The sequence below is a fragment of the Azospirillum sp. UENF 111221 genome (genome assembly GCF_058780625.1).
Genome location: NZ_JBSNCH010000002.1, coordinates 197919 through 216544 on the forward strand (window position 1 = coordinate 197919; position 18626 = coordinate 216544).

Here is an 18626-nt window from a genome sequence, read left to right on the forward strand (position 1 = left end):
CCCGGAGATCCGGCCGACGGATTCTGCTGGTGCGGGTGCGTGCCGCCGGTGTGAACCGGGCCGATCTTCTGCAGCGGCAGGGGGTCTATGGGACGGAGACGTACGGCGACAGCCCGCTTCTCGGTCTCGAACTGGCCGGCGAGGTGGTGGAAGTCGGCGGGGCGGTGACGGGGTTCCGCCGCGGCGACCGGGTGATGGCGATCACCGGCGGCGGTGCCTATGCGGAGGTCGCGCGCGTCGATCAGGCGCTGGCTGTCCACATGCCCGATCATCTCGGCTTCATCGAGGCGGCGGCAGTGATGGAATCCTTCGTCACCGCCTATGAGGTCGTTGGACATCTGGCGGGTCTCGGCACCGGGCAGACCGTACTCGTCCACGCCGCGGCGGGTGGTGTCGGCTCCGCCATGGTGCAGGTCGCCCGCGCCTTGGGGGGCCGTGTCCTGGCGACGGCCGGTGCCGGTCGCCTCGGCGATGTCCTCTCGCTGGGGGCTGAGGCGGTCGTCGACTACCGGTCAGGGGATTTCGAGGCGGAGGCCCGGTGGTTCACGGCAGGCCGGGGTCTCGACGCGGTGGTCGATTTCATCGGCGGTGACACGCTCGCCGGCAACCTGCGCAGCCTGCGGCCGGGCGGGATCCTGGTGCAGGTCGGGCTGATGGGAGGCGGAGGCGATGCGCCAATTCCTCTCGGCCTGCTTCTTCACAACCATCTACGGCTGGTGGGAACGGTGATGAAGTCGCGGCAGCCGGACGAAAAGCGCGCGATGGTTCAGCGCTTTGCCGACCGTATGCTGCCGCTCGTCGCCTCCGGCACCCTGCGTGCCGTGGTTTCGCAGGTGTTTCCCCTGGCAGACGTCGTGCAGGCGCACGAGGCGATGGAGCGCGGCGGCGGTTTCGGAAAGATTGTGCTTACAGTGCCTTGAGGTGGGCCTACACAGGCGCACCTCCTCCAGTGTTGGCATCTGCCAGTCGATATTGGTCGCGATTGGTCAGGCCGGATCGATGACGATCACCCGGAAATCGTTGACGTTGGTCCGCGTCGGGCCGGTGATGACCAGATCGCCGAGCGCCTTGAAGAAGCTGTAGCCGTCGTTGTTGGCGAGGAAGGCCTTGGCGTCCAGCCCCATCGCCTCGGCGCGGGCCAGCGTGTCGGGGCGCAGGACGGCGCCGGCATTGTCCTCCGTCCCGTCGATGCCGTCGGTGTCGAAGGCCGCCGCCCGGATGCCGGGATGGCCGTCGAGCGCCACGGCCAGCGCCAGCAGGAATTCGACGTTGCGGCCGCCGCGGCCTTGGCCGCGCACCGTCACCGTGGTCTCGCCGCCGGACAGGATCACGGCGGGCACCGGGGCCGGCTGGCCGTGGCGGGCGGCCTGCCGGGCGATGCCGGCATGGACCTTGGCGACCTCGCGCGATTCGCCCTCGATGGCGTCGCCCAGGATGACGGGGGTGTAGCCGCGGTCGCGGGCCAGCGCCGCCGCCGCCTCCAGCGCGTCCTGCGGGGTGGCGATGATGGTGGTCTCGGCGCCGGCAAGCCGCGGGTCGCCGGGCTTCGGCGTCTCGTCCTCGGCAGCCTCCAGGAAGGCGGCCACGGCGGGCGGCGGGGCGATGCCGTATTTCGCCAGGATGGCGCGGGCGTCGGCGAAGCTGGTCGGGTCGGGCACGGTCGGGCCGCTGGCGATCACCGACGGATCGTCGCCCGGCACGTCGGAGACCAGCAGCGAGACGACGCGCGCCGGGTGGGCCATGGCGGCGAGCCGGCCGCCCTTCACCGCCGACAGGTGCTTGCGCACGCAGTTCATCTCGCCGATGTCGGCGCCGCTCTTCAGCAGCGCCTTGGCGACGGCGCGCTTGTCCTCCAGCGTGATGCCGGGGGCCGGCAGCGCCAGCAGGGCGGAGCCGCCGCCGGAGATCAGGCAGAGCACGAGGTCGTCGGCGGTCAGCCCCTGCACCATGTCGACGATGCGCCGTGCCGCCTCCTGCCCCGCGGCGTCGGGCACCGGGTGGCTGGCCTGCACCACCTCGATCCGCTCGGTCGGCAAATCGTGGTCGTAGCGGGTGACGACGAGGCCGGTCAGCGGCCCCGGCCAGTGGTCTTCCACCGTCTTCGCCATCGCCGCCGCCGCCTTGCCGGCACCGATGACCACCGTGCGGCCCTTCGGCGGCTGCGGCAGGGCTGCCGGCAGCCGGGTCTCGGCGGTCACCGCGGTGAGCGCCGCCTGGAACAGGTCGTGGAGCAGGGCGTCTGAAGCGGGGGCGGCAGCGGGGGCGGTGGCGGTCATGGTCGCTCGGGCGTCGTGGGTGGCTGGGCGCTTAGAATGCACGCGAATGGTTGGCAGGCCAATGGTTTGGGTGGGGCGCCATCATGTGACGGCGCCCCTGACCCCTCACTTCGACCCGACTTCGTGCCCGGCGAGCAGTTCCAGCGCGCGGAGCATGCCGGAATGGTCCCAGGCCGCCCCGCCCTGCGCGGCGCAGGCGTTGAACAGCTGCTGGCAGCTGGCGGTGTGCGGCAACGACAGGTTCAGCGCCTTGGCGCCGCTCAGCGCCAGGTTCAGATCCTTCTGGTGCAGCTCGATGCGGAAGCCGGGGGTGAAGTTGCGGTTGATCATCCGCTCGCCATGGACCTCCAGGATGCGCGAGGAGGCGAAGCCGCCCATCAGCGCCTGACGGACCTTGGCCGGATCGGCCCCGGCCTTGGACGCGAACAGCAGGGCCTCGGCCACTGCCTCGATGGTCAGCGCGACGATGATCTGGTTGGCGACCTTGGTGGTCTGGCCGTCGCCGTTGCCGCCGACCAGCGTGATGTTCTTGCCCATCTTCTCGAACAGCGGCTTGACCGTGTCGAAGGCCTCCTGCGGGCCGCCGACCATGATGGTAAGCGAGGCGGCCTTGGCCCCGACCTCGCCGCCCGACACCGGCGCGTCTAGGTAGGAGCAGCCGAGATCGTTGATGCGCTTGGCGTATTCCTTGGTCTCGATGGGCGAGATCGAGGACATGTCGACCACGATCTTGCCAGCCGACAGGCCGGCGGCGATGCCGTTCTCGCCGAACAGGGCGGCGCCGACATGGGGGGTATCCGGCACCATGGTGATGATGACCTCGGCCGCCGCCGCGACCTCCGCACCGCTCGGGCAGGGGATGGCGCCCTTATCGGTCAGCTCGGCCGGAACCGGCTTGATGTCGTGGACGTAGAGCGTGTGACCGGCGTCCAGCAGATGCCCCGCCATCGGGGTGCCCATGATGCCGAGACCGATGAAACCGACCTTCATGACGATAGTCCTTCTCTTTGAATGGATGAGGGTGCTTCAGGCGTGCGCCGGTTCGGTCCTGTAGGGGGCGAACCAGCCGAGCCCCTCGTCCGTCGTCGTCTTCGGCTTGTATTCGCAGCCGACCCAGCCGCTGTAGCCGATGGCGTCCAGATGCTTGAACAGGAAGGGATAATTGATCTCGCCGGTGCCGGGTTCGAAGCGGCCGGGATTGTCGGCCAGCTGGACATGGGCGATGCGGGCGAGGTTGGCCTCGATGGTGCGGGCCAGATCGCCCTCCATGATCTGCATGTGGTAGATGTCGTACTGCACGAAGAGATTGTCGGAGCCGACCTTGGCGATCAGGTCCAGCGCTTGGCGGGTGCGGGTCAGGTAGAAGCCGGGGATGTCGCGGGTGTTGATCGGCTCGATCAGCAGGCGGATGCCAGCGCCGGCCAGCGCGTCGGCGGCATAGGCGAGGTTGGCGGTCAGCGTGCTTTCGGCGGTGGCGGCGTCGGCGCCTTGCGGCAGGATGCCGACGAGGCAGTTGACCTGTTTGCAGCCCAGCGTGCCGGCATAGTCGATGGCGCGGGCGACGCCGTCGCGGAACTCCTGCACGCGGTCGGGCAGGATGGCGATGCCGCGCTCGCCGCCGCCCCAGTTGCCGGCCGGCAGGTTGTGCAGGACCTGGGTCAGCCCATGCTGGCGCAGCTTCTCCGCCAGCGCGTCGGCGGCGAAATCATAGGGAAACAGATACTCGACCCCACGGAAGCCGGCATCGGCCGCCGCGGCGAATCGGTCGAGGAAGGGATGCTCGTTGTAGAGCATCGTCAGGTTGGCGGCGAACTGCACCATGACCGAACTCCCGGTTACGCAAATCGGCCGCCGAGGATGGAGGGGCGGCCCTTGGGTTGGGAGCTTGACCGCCGCGCAGGCCCCTGAGCCAGTTCGCCGAACGGCTTTTTCACACAGCGGAAAGCGGGGTGCGCGAACGATCGGGCCCTGATCGGCCGTCCAGGGGCGTCGGCGGATGCCGCGGAACCTGATTGACGCATACGTCACCCTGAACTAGGATTTGCACTGCCAATCATCAGCCTGCCCAGCGCCGCCAGAAGCGCGGGTTCGATAACCGGAGGACGTGCCCCTTGACCATGCCCGGCTCCCAGCCCTACACGCATCTGCTGGCCCCGCTCGACCTCGGCTTCACGGTGCTGAAGAACCGGGTGCTGATGGGGTCGATGCACACCGGGCTTGAGGACCGGCGCCGCCATTTCCCGCGGCTGGCCGCCTATTTCGCCGAGCGGGCGCGCGGCGGGGTCGGGCTGATGGTGACCGGCGGCTTCTCGCCGAACGTGGAGGGCTGGCTGTCGCCATTCGGCTCCACCCTTGCGCGGCATGGCGCGGCGCGGGCGCACCGGGTCATCACCGACGCGGTGCATGCCGAAGACGGCAAGATCGCGCTGCAGATCCTGCATGCCGGCCGCTATGCCTACAGCCCACTGTCGGTGGCGCCGTCGCGCATCAAGTCGCCGATCACCCCCTTCACCCCGCGCGCCCTGACCGCCAGAGGGGTGGAGCGCCAGATCCGCGCCTATGTCCGCTGCGCCGAGCTGGCGCGCGAGGCCGGCTATGACGGGGTGGAGGTGATGGGGTCGGAAGGCTACCTGATCAACCAGTTCCTGGTGACCCACACCAACCAGCGCACCGATAAATGGGGCGGGCCTTACGAGAACCGCATGCGCTTCCCGGTGGAGATCGTGTCGCGCATGCGCGAGGCGGTCGGGCGCGACTTCATCATCATCTACCGCCTGTCGATGCTGGACCTGATCCCCGACGGCAGCACATGGGAGGAGGTGGTGCAGCTGGCCCAGGCCATCGAGCGGGCCGGAGCCACCATCATCAACACCGGCATCGGCTGGCACGAGGCGCGGGTGCCGACCATCGCCACCAGCGTGCCGCGCGCCAACTTCGCCTGGGTGACGAGGAAGCTGAAGGACGCGGTGTCGATCCCGCTCTGCACCACCAACCGCATCAACACGCCGGAGGTCGGCGACGCGGTGATCGGCGACGGGCTGGCCGACATGGTGTCGATGGCGCGGCCCTTCCTGGCCGACCCGGACTTCGTCGCCAAGGCGGCGGCGGGCAGGGCGGAGGCGATCAACACCTGCATCGCCTGCAACCAGGCCTGCCTGGACCACATCTTCTCCGGCAAGACGGCGAGCTGTCTGGTCAACCCGCGCGCCTGCCACGAGACGGAGCTGGTGATCACCCCGGCCACCAAACGCAAGCGCGTCGCCGTGGTTGGTGCCGGACCGGCCGGGCTGGCCTGCGCCACCACCGCGGCGGAGCGCGGGCACGAGGTGCACCTGTTCGACGCGGCGGACGAGGTCGGTGGCCAGTTCAACATGGCGAAGCTGATCCCCGGCAAGGAGGAGTTCCACGAGACGCTGCGCTATTTCCGCCACCGGCTGGCGGAGACGGGTGTGGCGCTGCATCTGGGGCGGCGGGTGGGCGCCGACGCGCTGGCCGGCGGCGGCTTCGACGCGGTGGTGCTGGCGACCGGGGTGGTGCCGCGCGACCCGAAGATCCCGGGCCAGGACCATCCGAAGGTGCTGACCTACATCGACGTGCTGCGCGGCGCCAAGCCGGTCGGCCGCCGCGTTGCCGTGGTGGGAGCCGGCGGCATCGGCTTCGACGTCAGCGAATTCCTGGTCCAGGAGCCGCCGTCGCCCAGCCTGGACCCGGCGCTGTGGCGGGCCGAATGGGGGGTTGCCGATCCCGCCGAGGCTCGCGGCGGTGTCGCCGGCATCCGCCCGCATTTGACGCCGCCGGCCCGCGAGGTCGTGCTGCTCCAGCGCAAGGCGAGCAAGCCCGGCGCGGGCTTGGGCAAGACCACCGGCTGGATCCACCGGGCGCAGCTGAAGATGAAGAACATCCAGGCGCTGTCCGGCGTGAATTACGAGCGCATCGACGACGAGGGGCTGACCGTCAGCTTCGGCGAGAAGCGCGAGCGGGTGCAGACGCTGGCGGTGGACAGCATCGTCCTGTGCACCGGGCAGGAGCCGCTGCGTGAGCTGCACGCCCCGCTGGAGGCCGCCGGCATCGCCGTCCACCTGATCGGCGGCGCCGACGTCGCGGCCGAACTGGACGCCAAGCGGGCCATCGCCCAGGGGACGAAGCTCGCGGCGGAGCTGTAGGAGGGGCGGCTCAAGCCTGTTCGGCCGTCATTCCCGCGAGGGGGGATTTACCGCCGTCCCTTCATGGGTCAACAGCCAGCGCTTGCGCTCCACCCCGCCGCCATAGCCGGTCAGCGTGCCATCCGATCCGATCACCCGGTGGCAGGGCACCACGATGCCGACCGGGTTGGCGCCGTTGGCATGTCCCGCCGCCCGCACCGCCGCCGGACGCCCGGCCAGCGCCGCCAGGTCGCGGTAGGTTATGGTCCTGCCGCAGGGAATCCCGCGCAGCGCCGCCCACACTGCGCGCTGGAACGGCGTCCCGCCGGTGCGCACCGGCAGCCGGTCGATGACGGCAAGATCGCCCGCGAAATAGGCATCCATCGCCTGCGTCAACCCGCCCGGATCGCCGGCCGGCCGCAGTTCGTAGCCGCCGGGATGGTGCAGGCGCAGCAGCCTGTGCAGCCGGTCCTCATGGTCGGTCCAGTCGATGGCGCGCAGGGCGCCGTCCCCGTCCGCCACCACGATCAACTCGCCGATGGGCGTCGCGGTGCGGTCGATCAGCAGGCTTGAGAAAGCGGACATCGCGGCATCCCCTATCCCGATTGCACCCTATCTCACTTGCACAGGTGCGCTGCCGAAATTGAAGGCAGCGCTCCGGCGATGCAACCCTTTGATACAGCGCAATTTCCTGTTTCCGCACCCGCGAATTCCCATGCGTTTCTTGCGTGGCGCCGACAAAAGAGGCGCCAAAAGGCTGAGTTGCGTGCAATCCGCATGGCTGGCATGATGAAGTCATGCCTGTCCATACCGTCAGTTTTTGACCGAACAGTCAGCTTTTCCGCCGCCCGTCTCCGTTGGCAGTGCTGGTTGGTTCTCTTGGCACGCGGGTTGCTGATGCTTCGGTAGACACGCCGCTCTGCGACCGAAGGGAAGCCATCCGCCATGACCCTGATCGCTACGCTTGCCACCACCGAAGACCAGTTGGCTTCGCCCTACGCCGACCTGACCCCGGCGATGACGCCGGTGCAGGCGCTGGCCGAGTTCGAACCGCTGCCTGTTCTGCTATGACGCGCCCTGCATCAAGGCCTGCCCGACCGGGATCGACATCCCGGCCTTCATCCGCTCCATCGCCACCGGCAACCTGAAGGGCGCCGCGACGACGATCCTGTCGGAGAACATCATGGGTGGCACCTGCGGCCGCGTCTGCCCGACCGAGACGTTGTGCGAGCAGTCTTGCGTCCGCAACCGGGCGGAGGACCGCCCCGTCGCCATCGGCCGGCTGCAACGCCACGCCACCGACCCTCTCATCGACGGCGAGCCGGCCCACCCCTTCGCCCGCGCCGCCGCGACCGGCAAGCGCGTCGCCGTGGTCGGTGCCGGCCCGGCCGGGCTGTCCTGTGCCCACCGCCTCGCCACGCTCGGCCATGAGGTGACGGTGTTCGAGGCGAAGGCGAAATCCGGCGGCCTCAACGAGTACGGCCTTGCCCCCTACAAGATGGCCGACGATTTCGCCCAGCGCGAGGTCGCCTTCATCCTCGGCGTGGGCGGCATCGCGGTGGAGCATGGCCGCAGGCTGGGCGCCGACCTGTCGCTCGACAGCCTGCGCGCCGACTTCGATGCCGTCTTCCTGGGCGTCGGCCTGGGGTCCAACAACCGTCTCGGCATCCCCGGCGAGGAGCGCGCGGGTGTGGAGGACGCCACCGCCTTCATCGAGCGGGTGCGTCAGGCCCTTCCCGGCCAGCCGCCGGCGGTGGGGCGCAGCGTCGTGGTGATCGGCGGCGGCAACACCGCGGTGGACGCCGCGATCCAGGCCAAGCGCCTGGGTGCCGAGGACGTCACCCTGGTCTACCGCCGCGGCCGTGCCCAGATGGGTGCCACCGCCTGGGAACAGGAGTTGGCCCAGACCGAAGGCGTCGTGCTGAAGACCTTCGCCGCCCCTTCGGCAATCGGCGACACCGACATCACCTTCGAACGCACCCGCCTCAGCGACGGTAAGCTGTCCGGCACCGGCGAGACCTTCACCCTCCAGGCCGACATGGTGCTGAAGGCGGTCGGGCAGAAACTGTCGGCCGAGGTGCTCGACGGGCTGCAGATCACCGGCGGCAAGATCGCCATCGACGACACCTACCGTACCACCCTCGCCAAGGTCTGGGCCGGCGGCGACTGCGTCGCCACGGGCGAAGACCTGACGGTCCAGTCCGTGCAGGACGGCAAGCTCGCCGCCCTTGCCATCCACAGCCACCTGACCGCCTGAGGAAAGGGAGCCACATCATGGCCGATCTTCGCAGCACCATCGCCGGCATCCGCTCCCCCAACCCCTTCTGGCTGGCGTCTGCCCCGCCGACCGACAAGGCCTACAACGTCGTCCGCGCCTTCAAGGCGGGCTGGGGCGGTGTCGTCTGGAAGACGCTGGGCGAGGATCCGCCGGTGGTCAACGTCTCCAGCCGCTATGGCGCGCATCTCGACACCGACCGCCGGATGATCGGCTTCAACAACATCGAGCTGATCTCCGACCGGCCGCTGGAGGTCAATCTTCAGGAGATCATCGAGGTCAAGCGCGACTGGCCCGACCGCGCCATGGTCGTCTCGCTGATGGCCCGCATCGAGGAGGAGGCCTGGGCCAACCTCGCCCGCCGCATCGCTGAGACGGGGGCAGCCGACGGGCTGGAACTCAACCTCGGCTGCCCGCACGGCATGTGCGAGCGCGGCATGGGCTCCGCCATCGGGCAGGTGCCGGAGATGGTGGAGCAGGTCACCCGCTGGGTGAAGAACGCCGTCAACCTGCCGGTGATCGTCAAGCTGACCCCCAACATCACCAACATCCTGTGGTCGGCCGAGGCGGCCAGGCGCGGCGGCGCTGATGCCGTGTCGCTGATCAACACCGTCAACTCCATCGTCGCGGTCGATCTCGACGCCATGGCGCCGACCCCGGTGGTCGACGGCAAGGGCAGCCATGGCGGCTATTGCGGCCCGGCGGTGAAGCCCATCGCGCTCAACATGGTGGCGGAGATCGCCCGCAACCCGGACACGCGCGGCCTGCCGGTCAGCGGCATCGGCGGCGTCGCCACATGGCGCGACGCGGCGGAGTTCCTGGCGCTGGGCGCCACCAACGTGCAGGTCTGCACCGCCGCCATGACCTACGGCTTCAAGATCGTCGAGGACATGATCGGCGGCCTGTCCAACTGGATGGACGAGAAGGGATACCGGACGCTGGACGAGCTGAGCGGCCGTGCCGTGCGCAACGTCGTCAACTGGAACGACCTGAACATGAACTTCTCGACCAAGGCGGTGATCGACCCCGCCTTGTGCATCGATTGCGGCCGCTGCCACATCGTCTGCGAGGACACCTCGCACCAGGCGATCCGCATCGATGCAGGCGAGGGCCGCCGCGTCTTCACCGTGGTCAACGAGGAGTGCGTCGGCTGCAACCTGTGCAGCCATGTCTGCCCGGTGCCGGACTGCATCACCATGGTGCCGGAGCACACCGACCTGCCCTATGTCACCTGGCCCAACGACGCCCGCAACCCGATGCGCGTCCCCGAAGCCGCCGCCGAATAAAACGCCGCCGAACAAGAACGACGTTCAGGAGAGAGCAACATGTCCACCCCGCAGAATGTCGCCGTGAACGGCTCGCGCCTGTGGCAGAGCCTGATGGACATGGCGCAGATCGGCGCCACGCCCAAGGGCGGCGTGTGCCGGCTGGCGCTGACCGACCTCGACAAACAGGGCCGCGACCTGTTCGTGCGTTGGTGCGAGGAGGCCGGCTGTACGATTTCGGTCGACAGGATGGGCAACATCTTCGCCCGCCGCCCCGGCCGGGACGACAGCCTGCCCCCGGTCATCATGGGCAGCCATCTCGACAGCCAGCCGACCGGCGGCAAGTATGACGGCGTCTATGGCGTGCTGGCCGGGCTGGAGGTGGTGCGCAGCCTGAACGACATGAACTACGTCACCGAGGCCCCGGTGGAGGTCGCGGTCTGGACCAACGAAGAGGGCTCGCGCTTCGCCCCGGCCATGGTGTCGTCCGGCGTCTTCGCCGGGGTGTTCGATCTGGACTACGGCCTGTCGCGCGCCGACCTCGACGGCAAGACGATGGGCGAGGAGCTGGCCCGCATCGGCTATGCCGGCGACCGGGAGGTCGGCGGGCGCAAGGTCGGCGCCTATTTCGAGGCCCACATCGAGCAGGGTCCGATCCTGGAGATCGAGGGCAAGACCATCGGCGTCGTCACCGATTGCCAGGGCCAGCGCTGGTACGAGATCACCTTCACCGGCCAGGAGGCCCATGCCGGCCCGACCCCGATGGTCCGCCGCAAGGACGCCCTGCTGGGCGCCGCCCGCGTGGTCGATGCGGTCAACCGCATCGGCATGAAGTACGGCCCGCTCGCCTGCGCCACGGTCGGGCTGATGCAGATCCACCCCAACAGTCGCAACGTCATCCCCGGCCGCGTCTTCTTCACCGTCGATTTCCGCCATCCGGACGACGCCATCCTTGCCGCCATGGACGGCGAGCTGCGCGCCGAGGTGGAGCGCATCGCCGGCGAGATCGGGCTGGAGACCGACTTCCAGCAGAATCTGGTACTACGCCCCGATCAAGTTCGACGAGACCTGCGTCGCCGCCGTCCGCAAGGGGGTGGAGCGCACCGGCCACAGCTTCCGCGACATCGTCTCGGGCGCCGGCCACGACGCCTGCTACCTGTCGAAGGTCGCGCCGACGGCGATGGTCTTCATCCCCTGCATCGACGGCATCAGCCACAACGAGGTCGAGGAGACGACCCCGGAATGGTCGACCGCCGGCTGCGAGGTGCTGCTGCACGCGGTGCTCGACCGCGCGAATGCCATGGCGGAAGTGAGCCCTCTCCCCCCGGGGAGAGGGTTGGGTGAGGGGGACGCATTGCGTGGAGTCGGTGAGCGAACGGAACTTTCCATTCCTTGTTGATCCACGCCGTGCATCCCCCTCACCCTGACCCTCTCCCCGGGGGAGAGGGGATTAGCCCCGGCAATGAACGAGTGGTTATCAAAGCGATGGCGCGAACGGCTGCCGACACCGTAGAATCCTCCCCGTCCCAAGGACGCATCCGGCGCGAGAACGTCGAGCGCATCCTGAAGGCGGCCGAGCGCGTCTTCGCCGAGGCCGGCTTCGCCGGCGCCACCATGGCCGACATCGCCGAACGGGCCGGCCTGCCCAAGGCCAACCTGCATTACTATTTCGGCACCAAGGACGATCTCTACCGCGCGGTGCTCGACAACATCCTGCGGCTGTGGCTTGCGCCCATCGCCTCCTTCACCCCGGACGCCGATCCGGTGGAGACCCTGACCGCCTATGTCAGCGCCAAGATGGAGGCGTCGCGCACGCGGCCGCATGCTTCCAAGGTCTTCGCCAACGAGATTCTGCATGGCGGCACCCAGGTCGAGCATTTCCTGGCCGAAGACCTGAAAGCGCTGGTCGACGCCAAGGCGGCGGTGATCGACGGCTGGGTCGCCGCCGGCCGCATGGCCCCGGTCGATGCCCGCCAGTTCCTGTTCATGATCTGGGCGGTGACCCAGCATTACGCCGACTTCGACGTGCAGATCCGCAAGGTTCTGGGCCGCCGCACCCTGACCCGCCAGGACTTCGCCGCCATGACGGCGGAGGTGCTGCGGCTGGTCCTGCGCGCCGCCGGCCTGCCGGAGCCCGAAATCGCCGAAACGCCCACCGACTCCGTCCCATCCATTTCCTGAGGGAGCGCCCGAGCATGCCCACCATCCTGATCCGTGGCGGCACCGTCGTCACCGCCGAGCAAACCCGCCGCGCCGACGTCCTCTGCCAGGACGGCCTCATCACCGCGGTGGGCGACGCTCTCGACGTGCCGGCGGGGGCCGAGGTGGTGGATGCCGGCGGCTGCTACGTCATGCCCGGCGGCATCGATCCGCACACCCACATGGAACTGCCCTTCATGGGCACGGTGACGACGGAGGATTTCTTCAGCGGCACCGCCGCCGGCTTCGCCGGGGGGACGACGACGATCATCGACTTCGTCATTCCCAACCCGAAGCAGAGCCTGATGGAGGCCTATCACACCTGGCGCGGCTGGGCGGAGAAGGCGGCCGGCGACTACAGCTTCCACGTCGCCGTGACGTGGTGGGACGAGAGCGTGCGGCAGGACATGGGCACGCTGGTCGCCGACCATGGCGTGAACAGCTTCAAGCACTTCATGGCCTACAAGAACGCCATCATGGCCGACGACGAGACGCTGGTGAACAGCTTCCAGCGCTGCCTGGAGCTGGGCGCCATCCCCACCGTCCATGCCGAGAACGGCGAGCTGGTCTTCCAGCTCCAGAAGAAGCTGCTGGCCCAGGGCCTGACCGGGCCTGAGGCGCACCCGCTCTCCCGCCCGCCGGAGGTCGAGGGCGAGGCCGCCAACCGCGCCATCCAGGTGGCGAAGGTGTTCGGCGTGCCGGTCTACATCGTCCATGTCTCGGCCAAGGAGGCGCTGGCCGCCATCGAGCGCGGCCAGAACGACGGCCAGCGCGTGTTCGGCGAGGTGCTGGCCGGCCATCTGCTGATCGACGACGGGGTCTACCGCAGCCCCGACAGGGACTTCGCCGCCGGCCATGTCATGAGCCCGCCCTTCCGCCCGAAGGAGCATCAGGACGCGCTGTGGCGCGGTCTCCAGGCCGGTCACCTGCACACCACCGCCACCGACCATTGCTGTTTCTGCGCGGAGCAGAAGGCGATGGGCCGCAACGACTTCACCAAGATCCCGAACGGCACGGCGGGCATCGAGGACCGCATGACCGCGCTGTGGACGCACGGGGTCAACACCGGCCGGCTGACGATGAACGAGTTCGTCGCGGTGACCTCCGCCAACGCCGCGAAGATCTTCAACCTCTACCCGCGCAAGGGCTCGGTCAGTGTCGGGGCCGATGCCGATCTGGTGGTGTGGGATCCGAAGGCGACCAAGACCATCTCGGCCAAGACCCAGATGCAGAAGGTCGGCCTGAACATCTTCGAGGGCATGACCGTCACCGGCACCCCGGTCTACACGCTGAGCCAGGGCCGCATCGTCCATGCGCTGGGCGAGAGCCGCGCGGTGCGCGGCGCCGGCCGCTACATCAACCGCCCTGCCTTCCCCCCGGTCTACGAGGCGGTGCAGAAGCGCAATGCGTTGAACGTCCCGGTGGCGGTGGAGCGGTAAAGCGGCACCGCACCAGGATCCCCTCTCCCCCCCGGGGAGAGGGCTAGGGTGAGGGGGACGCACTGCGGGACCTTTGTGGAAATCCTGCCGCGCTTCCCTCTCACCCCGACCCTCTCCCCGCTTTCGGCGGATCTTCGATCCGCCTGTCGCGTCAGCGCAAACGAAGTTTGCGCATGAGCGGGGGAGAGGGAGTGGTCAGCTTCCCCCGATCACCCCACCGAGCTGGCGAACAGGAAGTTCTCCGCCGTCAGGCTGTTGCGGTCGACGCCCATCAGCTTGATCGAGTTGAACGCACCCAGGTCGATGGACAGGTCGGCGCCGTCCTGCGTCGAGTGGGTCAGCACGCTGTTCAGGCTGGTGAAGCCGCTGATGCTGCGGATGTCGATCACATCGCCGCCGGTGCCGGCCTGGAAGTCGCCGATGACGTCCCAGCCGTCGCTGGCATGCTGGACGAAGGTGTCGCGCCCGGCGCCGCCGATCATGTAGTCGTTGCCGGCATTGCCGGTGATGGTGTCGTTGCCGCTGCCGCCGGCCAGATACTCGCCGGCCGAGGTGCCGGTGATGGTCTGGCCCGGCGTGCCGCCGGTCGAACCACCTGTGCTGCCGCCGCCCGTGCTGCCGCCGATGGCGGTGAAGGAGAAGTTGGCGGCGGTCAGGCTGCTGCGGGTGACGTTGGCGAGGATGGCGCTGTTGTTGCCGTCGAAATTCACGACGGTGTTGGCGCCGTCCTGCACGGTGACGGCCATCACCGAGGCGAAGTCCTTGAAGCCGCCCCAGCCCGCGACGTTCAGCACGTCGCCGCCGCTGCCGGCCTGGAAGTCGCCGACATAGTCCCAGCCGTCGCCCGGCTTGAAGACGAAAATGTCGCTGCCGGCGCCGCCGGTCATGTAGTCGTTGCCGGCGTTGCTGATGATGGTGTCGTTGCCGCTGCCGCCGGTGAGATAGTCGCGGCCGTCGGTGCCGGTCAGCGTCTGGCCGCCCGTGCTGCCCGTCCCACCGCCGGTGTTGCCGCCTCCGGTGTTGCCGCCCCCCGTATCGCCACCGCCGGTCGAGCCGCTCCCCTGGCCCAGCGTGATGGTGTTGCCGGACAGGCTGATGTTGGACGCGGCGAAGCTGCCGGCGATGCGCAGGGTCAGGTCGGAGCCGGCGGTGCCGTCGAGCCCGACATGGACCAGCGTGACGCCGTTCACCGTCTCCGCCTGTACCTTGCCGGCGGTCAGCGTGCTGCCGTTGCCGCTGCCGACCGTCCCCGACAGCGCGGCGCCGACGATGGCGAAGGCGTCGCCGGTTGCCGCACCGGTGATGCTGCCGAAGCCGTTGCCCTGGGCCGCGGTCATCGTCACGGTGTGGCGCTGGCTGCCGGTGAGGGCCAGCGTCTCTACGCTGGTCAGCGTCATGCCGCTGATGTCGATCTTCGGCGAGGCGACGTCGTTGTAATATTCGAGATTGTAGCCGTTGTAGCTGGTCAGGTTGTCCGACCGCAGCTCCAGCGTGTCGGTGCCCGCACCGCCGTCGAAGCTGACCGTCCCGGCGTCATACTGGCTGACCACGATGTAGCGGTCGTTGCCGGCATCGCCATAGATCAGGTCGGCCTGGGTCTGGGCGTAGCTGCCCGAGCTGACGATGCCGGCGAGAATGGTGTCGTCGCCGTCGCCGCCATAGACGGTGTCGCGCTCCCAATCGCCCTTCAGCAGGTCGTTGCCGGCATCGCCGTAGATCAGGTCGGCACCGCCGCCGCCGGCCACCGTGTCGTTGCCCAGTTCGCCATGCAGTTGGTCGTTGTCGGCGCGGCCGTACATCAGGTCGTTGCCGCCGCCGCCGAAGACGCTGTCGTTGCCGTCGCCGGCCTCCAGCGTGTCGTTGCCGGCGCCGCCATGCTCGACGTCGTTGCCGCCATGGCCCCAGAACCACACGGCGGTGTCGCCGGCGGTCAGGCTGTCGGCATATTCGGAGCCGATCCAGCGCTGGATGTTGACGAAGGTGTCGCCCGCCGCCTCGCCGGTGTTGTTGGCGCCGTTGGTCAGGTCGAGCGTCAGGCCGCTGGTGGCGTTCTCGTAGGTGACGATGTTGAAGCCGCTGCCGCCGACATAGTGATCGGCGCCCAGACCGCCGTTCATGGTGTCGCCGGCCGACTGGCCCGTATTGCCGCCGCCGACCAGCGTGTCGTTGCCGATGCCGCCGATCAGGCTGTCGTTGCCGGTGCCGCCGACGATGCTGTCGTTGCCGGCCAGCCCGTTGATGGTGTTGCCGCTGTTGTCGCCGATCAGCGTGTCGTTGCCGCTGGTGGCGGTGCCGCTGTAGCCGAGCCGGTGCGGCCAGGCCTCGGCACCGGCGAACGGGCGGGCCGCCAGGATCGGGCCGGTCACCACGTCGAGGTCCCAGGAGGCACCCTGGTCGGCATGACCCACCGGGTGGCTGGCGGCGGCGACGCGGGCACCGGTGACGGCGGCCAGACGCTCGACGAAGCGGCGGCCGTTGCCTCCGGCGCCGACGTCGCAGGCATGGATCAGGATCTCGCAGCCGGTCGCATCGGGCCAGCGGCGGTCGAACAGGGCGCTGGTGTCGAGCGGCGTCGCTCCCAGCTTCACAACACCGGGCGCGCCATGGGCGATCAGGTGGACCGCCGCCGGGCCTGCCTCGCGGGCGGCCTCCAGGGCGTCGGCCAGCAGGCCCAGGGCGTCCTCGTCCGCGGCGACCCGGACCACCGTCACGTCCGGCGCGTGCCGGCCGATCAGCGCATCGATGTCGGCCAGAGCGGCGTCGGCAAGAATGATCCCGTGCATGAAAACCCCTTTCTGGGGAATTGTTGGAAGTCGTTTGCGCGTTCTGTGATGTACGGGATCATGTCCACCAAACAACGTCCAATAAGCCCATCATTCCTTGGGAAGCATCCACTCCGGCCGGGCGATCTGTTTTCTCCGTCATAGCGAAAGCGGTGCGGTCTCTTCCGATTTCGACGCCATCCGGCCGGTCGGGCTTGTTGCGGCGGCTTGCCACTCTTTTTCCAGATTGGGGGGTATTACTCGAAAACTACCCCCAATTCGGGAGGGGCCGGCGCGGCTGGGCGGGGAAAGCGCACAAAAAACAGGGCCATCGGGAAAACCCGATGGCCCAGTCCAGGAGAGAAGTCGTTCAGGGGTGCGGGAGCGCCGCCTGTTTCCCGGTCCGCCTCAGTGCATCAGCATGCGCGGCAGCCACAGCGAGAAGGCCGGGACATAGGTGACCAGCAGAAGTGCGACGAAGAGCGCCCCGTAGAAGGGCGTGATGGAGCGCATCACCTCGCCCACCGACACGCCGCCGATGGCGCAGCCGATGAACTGGGTGGTGCCGACCGGCGGGGTGTTCAGGCCCAGCGCGCAGTTGATCAGCATGACGATGCCGAACTGGACCGGGTCCATGCCGTACTGCATGGCGATCGGCAGGAAGATCGGCGTGCAGATCAGGATGGTGCTGGCCATGTCCATGAAGGTGCCCAGCAGGAACAGGATGATGTTGATCAGCAGGAAGATCATCAGCGGGTTGGTCGACACGCCGGCCAGCAGCTCGCCGGTCATGTCCGCCACCTCGTAGAGACCCATGAGGTACTGGAACATGGTCGACACGCCGATCAGCAGCAGCACCACGCCGGTGGTCTTCACCGTCTTGGCGGCGGCGGCCAGGAACTTCTCCCAGCTCAGCGTGCGGTAGACGAAGGTGGTCAGCAGCAGCGCGTAGATCACGGCCACCGAGGCCGACTCGGTCGCGGTGAACACGCCGGTGGTGATGCCGGCCAGGATGATGACGACGATCAGCAGGCCCGGCGCCGCGGCGGCGAAGGAATGCGCCAGGATGTCCCAGCCGGGGAAGGTCCCCTTGGGATAGCCGCGCTTCACCGCGACGTAATAGGCCGCACCCAGGTTGCAGACCATCAGCAGCAGCGCCGGCATCAGGCCCGCGGCGATCAGCGCGCCGATGGACGCCTTTCCGCCGGCGGCCAGCGCGTAGATGATCATGTTGTGGCTGGTCGGCATCAGCGCGCCGACGAGTGCGGCGTGGGTGGTGACGTTGACCGCGTAATCGGCGTGGTAGCCTTCCCGCTTCATCATCGGGATCATCACGGCGCCCATGGCCGACACGTCGGCGACCGGCGATCCGGCGACGCCGCCGAACAGCGTGCAGGCCACCACGTTGGACATGCCGAGCCCGCCGCGGATGTGGCCGACCATGCTCTTGGCCGCGGTGACGATCTTGTCGGCGACGCCGCCGTGCAGCATCAGTTCGCCGGAGAAGACGAAGAAGGGAATGGCCAGGAACGAGAAGACGTTCATGCCCGACATCATCTGCTGGAAGACCACCGCGACCGGCAGGCCTTCATAGAGGATGGTGCAGAGCGCCGACAGGCCGATGGCGAAGGCGACCGGAATGCCGAGGATGAGGAAGCCGAAGAAGGTGATGGACAGGATGGTCAGTTCCATGACGGCTTGACCTCCTCGCCGCGCACGATGGCGACGATATGCTCGATGGAGAAGAGAACGATCAGCACGCCCGACAGCACCAGCGGCACATAGCGCACGGCTTCGGAGACATGCAGGTTCGGGATGGTGTAGGAGGCGACGGAGCTGCCCAGGATCCAGCCATTGTAGGCCATGCAGGCGCCGAAGATGCCGACCAGGGCGTAGATCAGCACGTCCATCTTGCGGCGTGCGCTGTCCGACAGCATCACCAGCAGCGATTCCAGCCCGATATGGCCGGCATCGCGGACGCCGACGGCGGCGCCGATCAGCGTGACGTAGAGCACCAGCACGATGGCCAGGCTTTCCGCCCAGGTCGGCGAGCTGTTCAGCACATAGCGGCCGAACACCTGATAGAAGACGACGCACACGATCATCATCAGGCCGATGATGGCGGCATACATGCCGGTTTTGGCCAGCGCCGCGTTCATGCGGGTCAACCAGCCAGCCGCATGCGGCGGGCTGACGTCCATTGCTTGCAGCTCGATATCCATGCTGCGGCTCCCCACTCCTGAGACCCCGGCGGAGCGCGGTCCGTCC

The 18626-nt window shown here is 68.5% G+C and carries 14 protein-coding genes and 1 pseudogene; 8 read left to right on the forward strand and 7 right to left on the reverse strand.

The annotated features are described in order from the left end of the window. The first annotated feature begins 29 nt into the window (after window positions 1–29). A complete protein-coding gene (locus tag ACWPN3_RS05445) occupies window positions 30–920 on the forward strand; it encodes an NAD(P)H-quinone oxidoreductase (protein ID WP_492261164.1) in 891 nt (296 codons plus the stop codon). Window positions 921–986: 66 nt separating this feature from the next. Here ACWPN3_RS05445 and ACWPN3_RS05450 read toward each other — a convergent pair whose 3' ends face one another. The 3 genes from ACWPN3_RS05450 to hyi all read right to left on the reverse strand — a co-directional run bounded on the left by ACWPN3_RS05450 (window position 987) and on the right by hyi (window position 4097). Continuing rightward, window positions 987–2276 (reverse strand): glycerate kinase type-2 family protein, encoded by a 1290-nt coding sequence (locus ACWPN3_RS05450; protein WP_492243703.1) that lies wholly within the window; start codon window positions 2274–2276, stop codon window positions 987–989. 105 nt (window positions 2277–2381) lie between these two features. Further along, on the reverse strand, window positions 2382–3266 hold the full coding sequence (gene glxR, locus ACWPN3_RS05455) for a 2-hydroxy-3-oxopropionate reductase (RefSeq protein ID WP_492243702.1): 885 nt from the start codon (window positions 3264–3266) through the stop codon (window positions 2382–2384). A 36-nt stretch (window positions 3267–3302) separates the two neighbouring features. Next, a complete protein-coding gene (gene hyi, locus ACWPN3_RS05460; protein ID WP_492243701.1) occupies window positions 3303–4097 on the reverse strand; it encodes a hydroxypyruvate isomerase in 795 nt (264 codons plus the stop codon). A 296-nt stretch (window positions 4098–4393) separates the two neighbouring features. Here hyi and ACWPN3_RS05465 point away from each other — a divergent pair, with 296 nt between their 5' ends. Further along, entirely contained in the window at window positions 4394–6439 is a 2046-nt protein-coding gene (locus tag ACWPN3_RS05465) for an oxidoreductase (protein WP_492244002.1), read from the forward strand. Between the two features lie 27 nt (window positions 6440–6466). Here the strand turns inward: ACWPN3_RS05465 and ogt are convergent, their stop codons facing one another. Next, window positions 6467–7003, reverse strand: coding sequence for a methylated-DNA--[protein]-cysteine S-methyltransferase (ogt, locus tag ACWPN3_RS05470; RefSeq protein WP_492243700.1), 537 nt, complete (start codon window positions 7001–7003; stop codon window positions 6467–6469). Window positions 7004–7363: 360 nt separating this feature from the next. On the opposite strand from ogt, the gene ACWPN3_RS05475 reads away from it, so the two are divergent. From ACWPN3_RS05475 to hydA, 6 genes and pseudogenes are all read left to right on the forward strand, one after another. Further along, a complete protein-coding gene (locus ACWPN3_RS05475; RefSeq protein WP_492261165.1) occupies window positions 7364–7489 on the forward strand; it encodes a hypothetical protein in 126 nt (41 codons plus the stop codon). Window positions 7490–7520: 31 nt separating this feature from the next. Continuing rightward, the gene (locus ACWPN3_RS05480; RefSeq protein ID WP_492261245.1) at window positions 7521–8675 is read left to right on the forward strand and encodes an NAD(P)-dependent oxidoreductase; all 1155 of its coding nucleotides are present in this window, start codon (window positions 7521–7523) and stop codon (window positions 8673–8675) included. A 17-nt stretch (window positions 8676–8692) separates the two neighbouring features. Then, complete coding sequence (preA, locus tag ACWPN3_RS05485; protein ID WP_492243698.1) at window positions 8693–9979, forward strand: NAD-dependent dihydropyrimidine dehydrogenase subunit PreA; 1287 nt, start codon at window positions 8693–8695, stop codon at window positions 9977–9979. Between the two features lie 39 nt (window positions 9980–10018). Then, window positions 10019–11264 (forward strand): annotated as a pseudogene (locus tag ACWPN3_RS05490) (Zn-dependent hydrolase); the annotation flags it as partial. 179 nt (window positions 11265–11443) lie between these two features. Beyond that, window positions 11444–12139: a TetR/AcrR family transcriptional regulator gene (locus ACWPN3_RS05495; protein ID WP_492243696.1), complete on the forward strand. Its 696-nt coding sequence runs from the start codon at window positions 11444–11446 to the stop codon at window positions 12137–12139. Between the two features lie 14 nt (window positions 12140–12153). Next, window positions 12154–13596 carry a dihydropyrimidinase gene (gene hydA, locus ACWPN3_RS05500; RefSeq protein ID WP_492243695.1) on the forward strand — a complete coding sequence of 481 codons (1443 nt, stop codon included), beginning with the start codon at window positions 12154–12156 and terminating at the stop codon, window positions 13594–13596. A 209-nt stretch (window positions 13597–13805) separates the two neighbouring features. Here hydA and ACWPN3_RS05505 read toward each other — a convergent pair whose 3' ends face one another. The 3 genes from ACWPN3_RS05505 to ACWPN3_RS05515 form a co-directional block, all read right to left on the reverse strand. Continuing rightward, window positions 13806–16379, reverse strand: coding sequence for a DUF4347 domain-containing protein (locus ACWPN3_RS05505; protein WP_109096367.1), 2574 nt, complete (start codon window positions 16377–16379; stop codon window positions 13806–13808). A 387-nt stretch (window positions 16380–16766) separates the two neighbouring features. Beyond that, entirely contained in the window at window positions 16767–18050 is a 1284-nt protein-coding gene (locus tag ACWPN3_RS05510; protein WP_109096368.1) for a TRAP transporter large permease, read from the reverse strand. Beyond that, the gene (locus ACWPN3_RS05515; RefSeq protein WP_174474888.1) at window positions 18041–18580 is read right to left on the reverse strand and encodes a TRAP transporter small permease; all 540 of its coding nucleotides are present in this window, start codon (window positions 18578–18580) and stop codon (window positions 18041–18043) included. Before ACWPN3_RS05515 ends, ACWPN3_RS05510 begins: the two co-directional genes overlap by 10 nt. Window positions 18581–18626 lie beyond the last annotated feature (46 nt).

Bases quoted from the DNA above. Each gene is read 5' to 3' on its own strand.
- ACWPN3_RS05450 (WP_492243703.1), bottom strand. From the start codon at position 2,276: ATGACCGCCACCGCCCCCGCTGCCGCCCCCGCTTCAGACGCCCTGCTC.
- ACWPN3_RS05475 (WP_492261165.1), top strand. From the start codon at position 7,364: ATGACCCTGATCGCTACGCTTGCCACCACCGAAGACCAGTTGGCTTCG.
- glxR (WP_492243702.1), bottom strand. From the start codon at position 3,266: ATGAAGGTCGGTTTCATCGGTCTCGGCATCATGGGCACCCCGATGGCG.
- hydA (WP_492243695.1), top strand. From the start codon at position 12,154: ATGCCCACCATCCTGATCCGTGGCGGCACCGTCGTCACCGCCGAGCAA.
- ACWPN3_RS05515 (WP_174474888.1), bottom strand. From the start codon at position 18,580: ATGGATATCGAGCTGCAAGCAATGGACGTCAGCCCGCCGCATGCGGCT.
- ACWPN3_RS05510 (WP_109096368.1), bottom strand. From the start codon at position 18,050: ATGGAACTGACCATCCTGTCCATCACCTTCTTCGGCTTCCTCATCCTC.
- hyi (WP_492243701.1), bottom strand. From the start codon at position 4,097: ATGGTGCAGTTCGCCGCCAACCTGACGATGCTCTACAACGAGCATCCC.
- preA (WP_492243698.1), top strand. From the start codon at position 8,693: ATGGCCGATCTTCGCAGCACCATCGCCGGCATCCGCTCCCCCAACCCC.
- ACWPN3_RS05465 (WP_492244002.1), top strand. From the start codon at position 4,394: ATGCCCGGCTCCCAGCCCTACACGCATCTGCTGGCCCCGCTCGACCTC.
- ACWPN3_RS05505 (WP_109096367.1), bottom strand. From the start codon at position 16,379: ATGCACGGGATCATTCTTGCCGACGCCGCTCTGGCCGACATCGATGCG.
- ogt (WP_492243700.1), bottom strand. From the start codon at position 7,003: ATGTCCGCTTTCTCAAGCCTGCTGATCGACCGCACCGCGACGCCCATC.
- ACWPN3_RS05495 (WP_492243696.1), top strand. From the start codon at position 11,444: ATGGCGCGAACGGCTGCCGACACCGTAGAATCCTCCCCGTCCCAAGGA.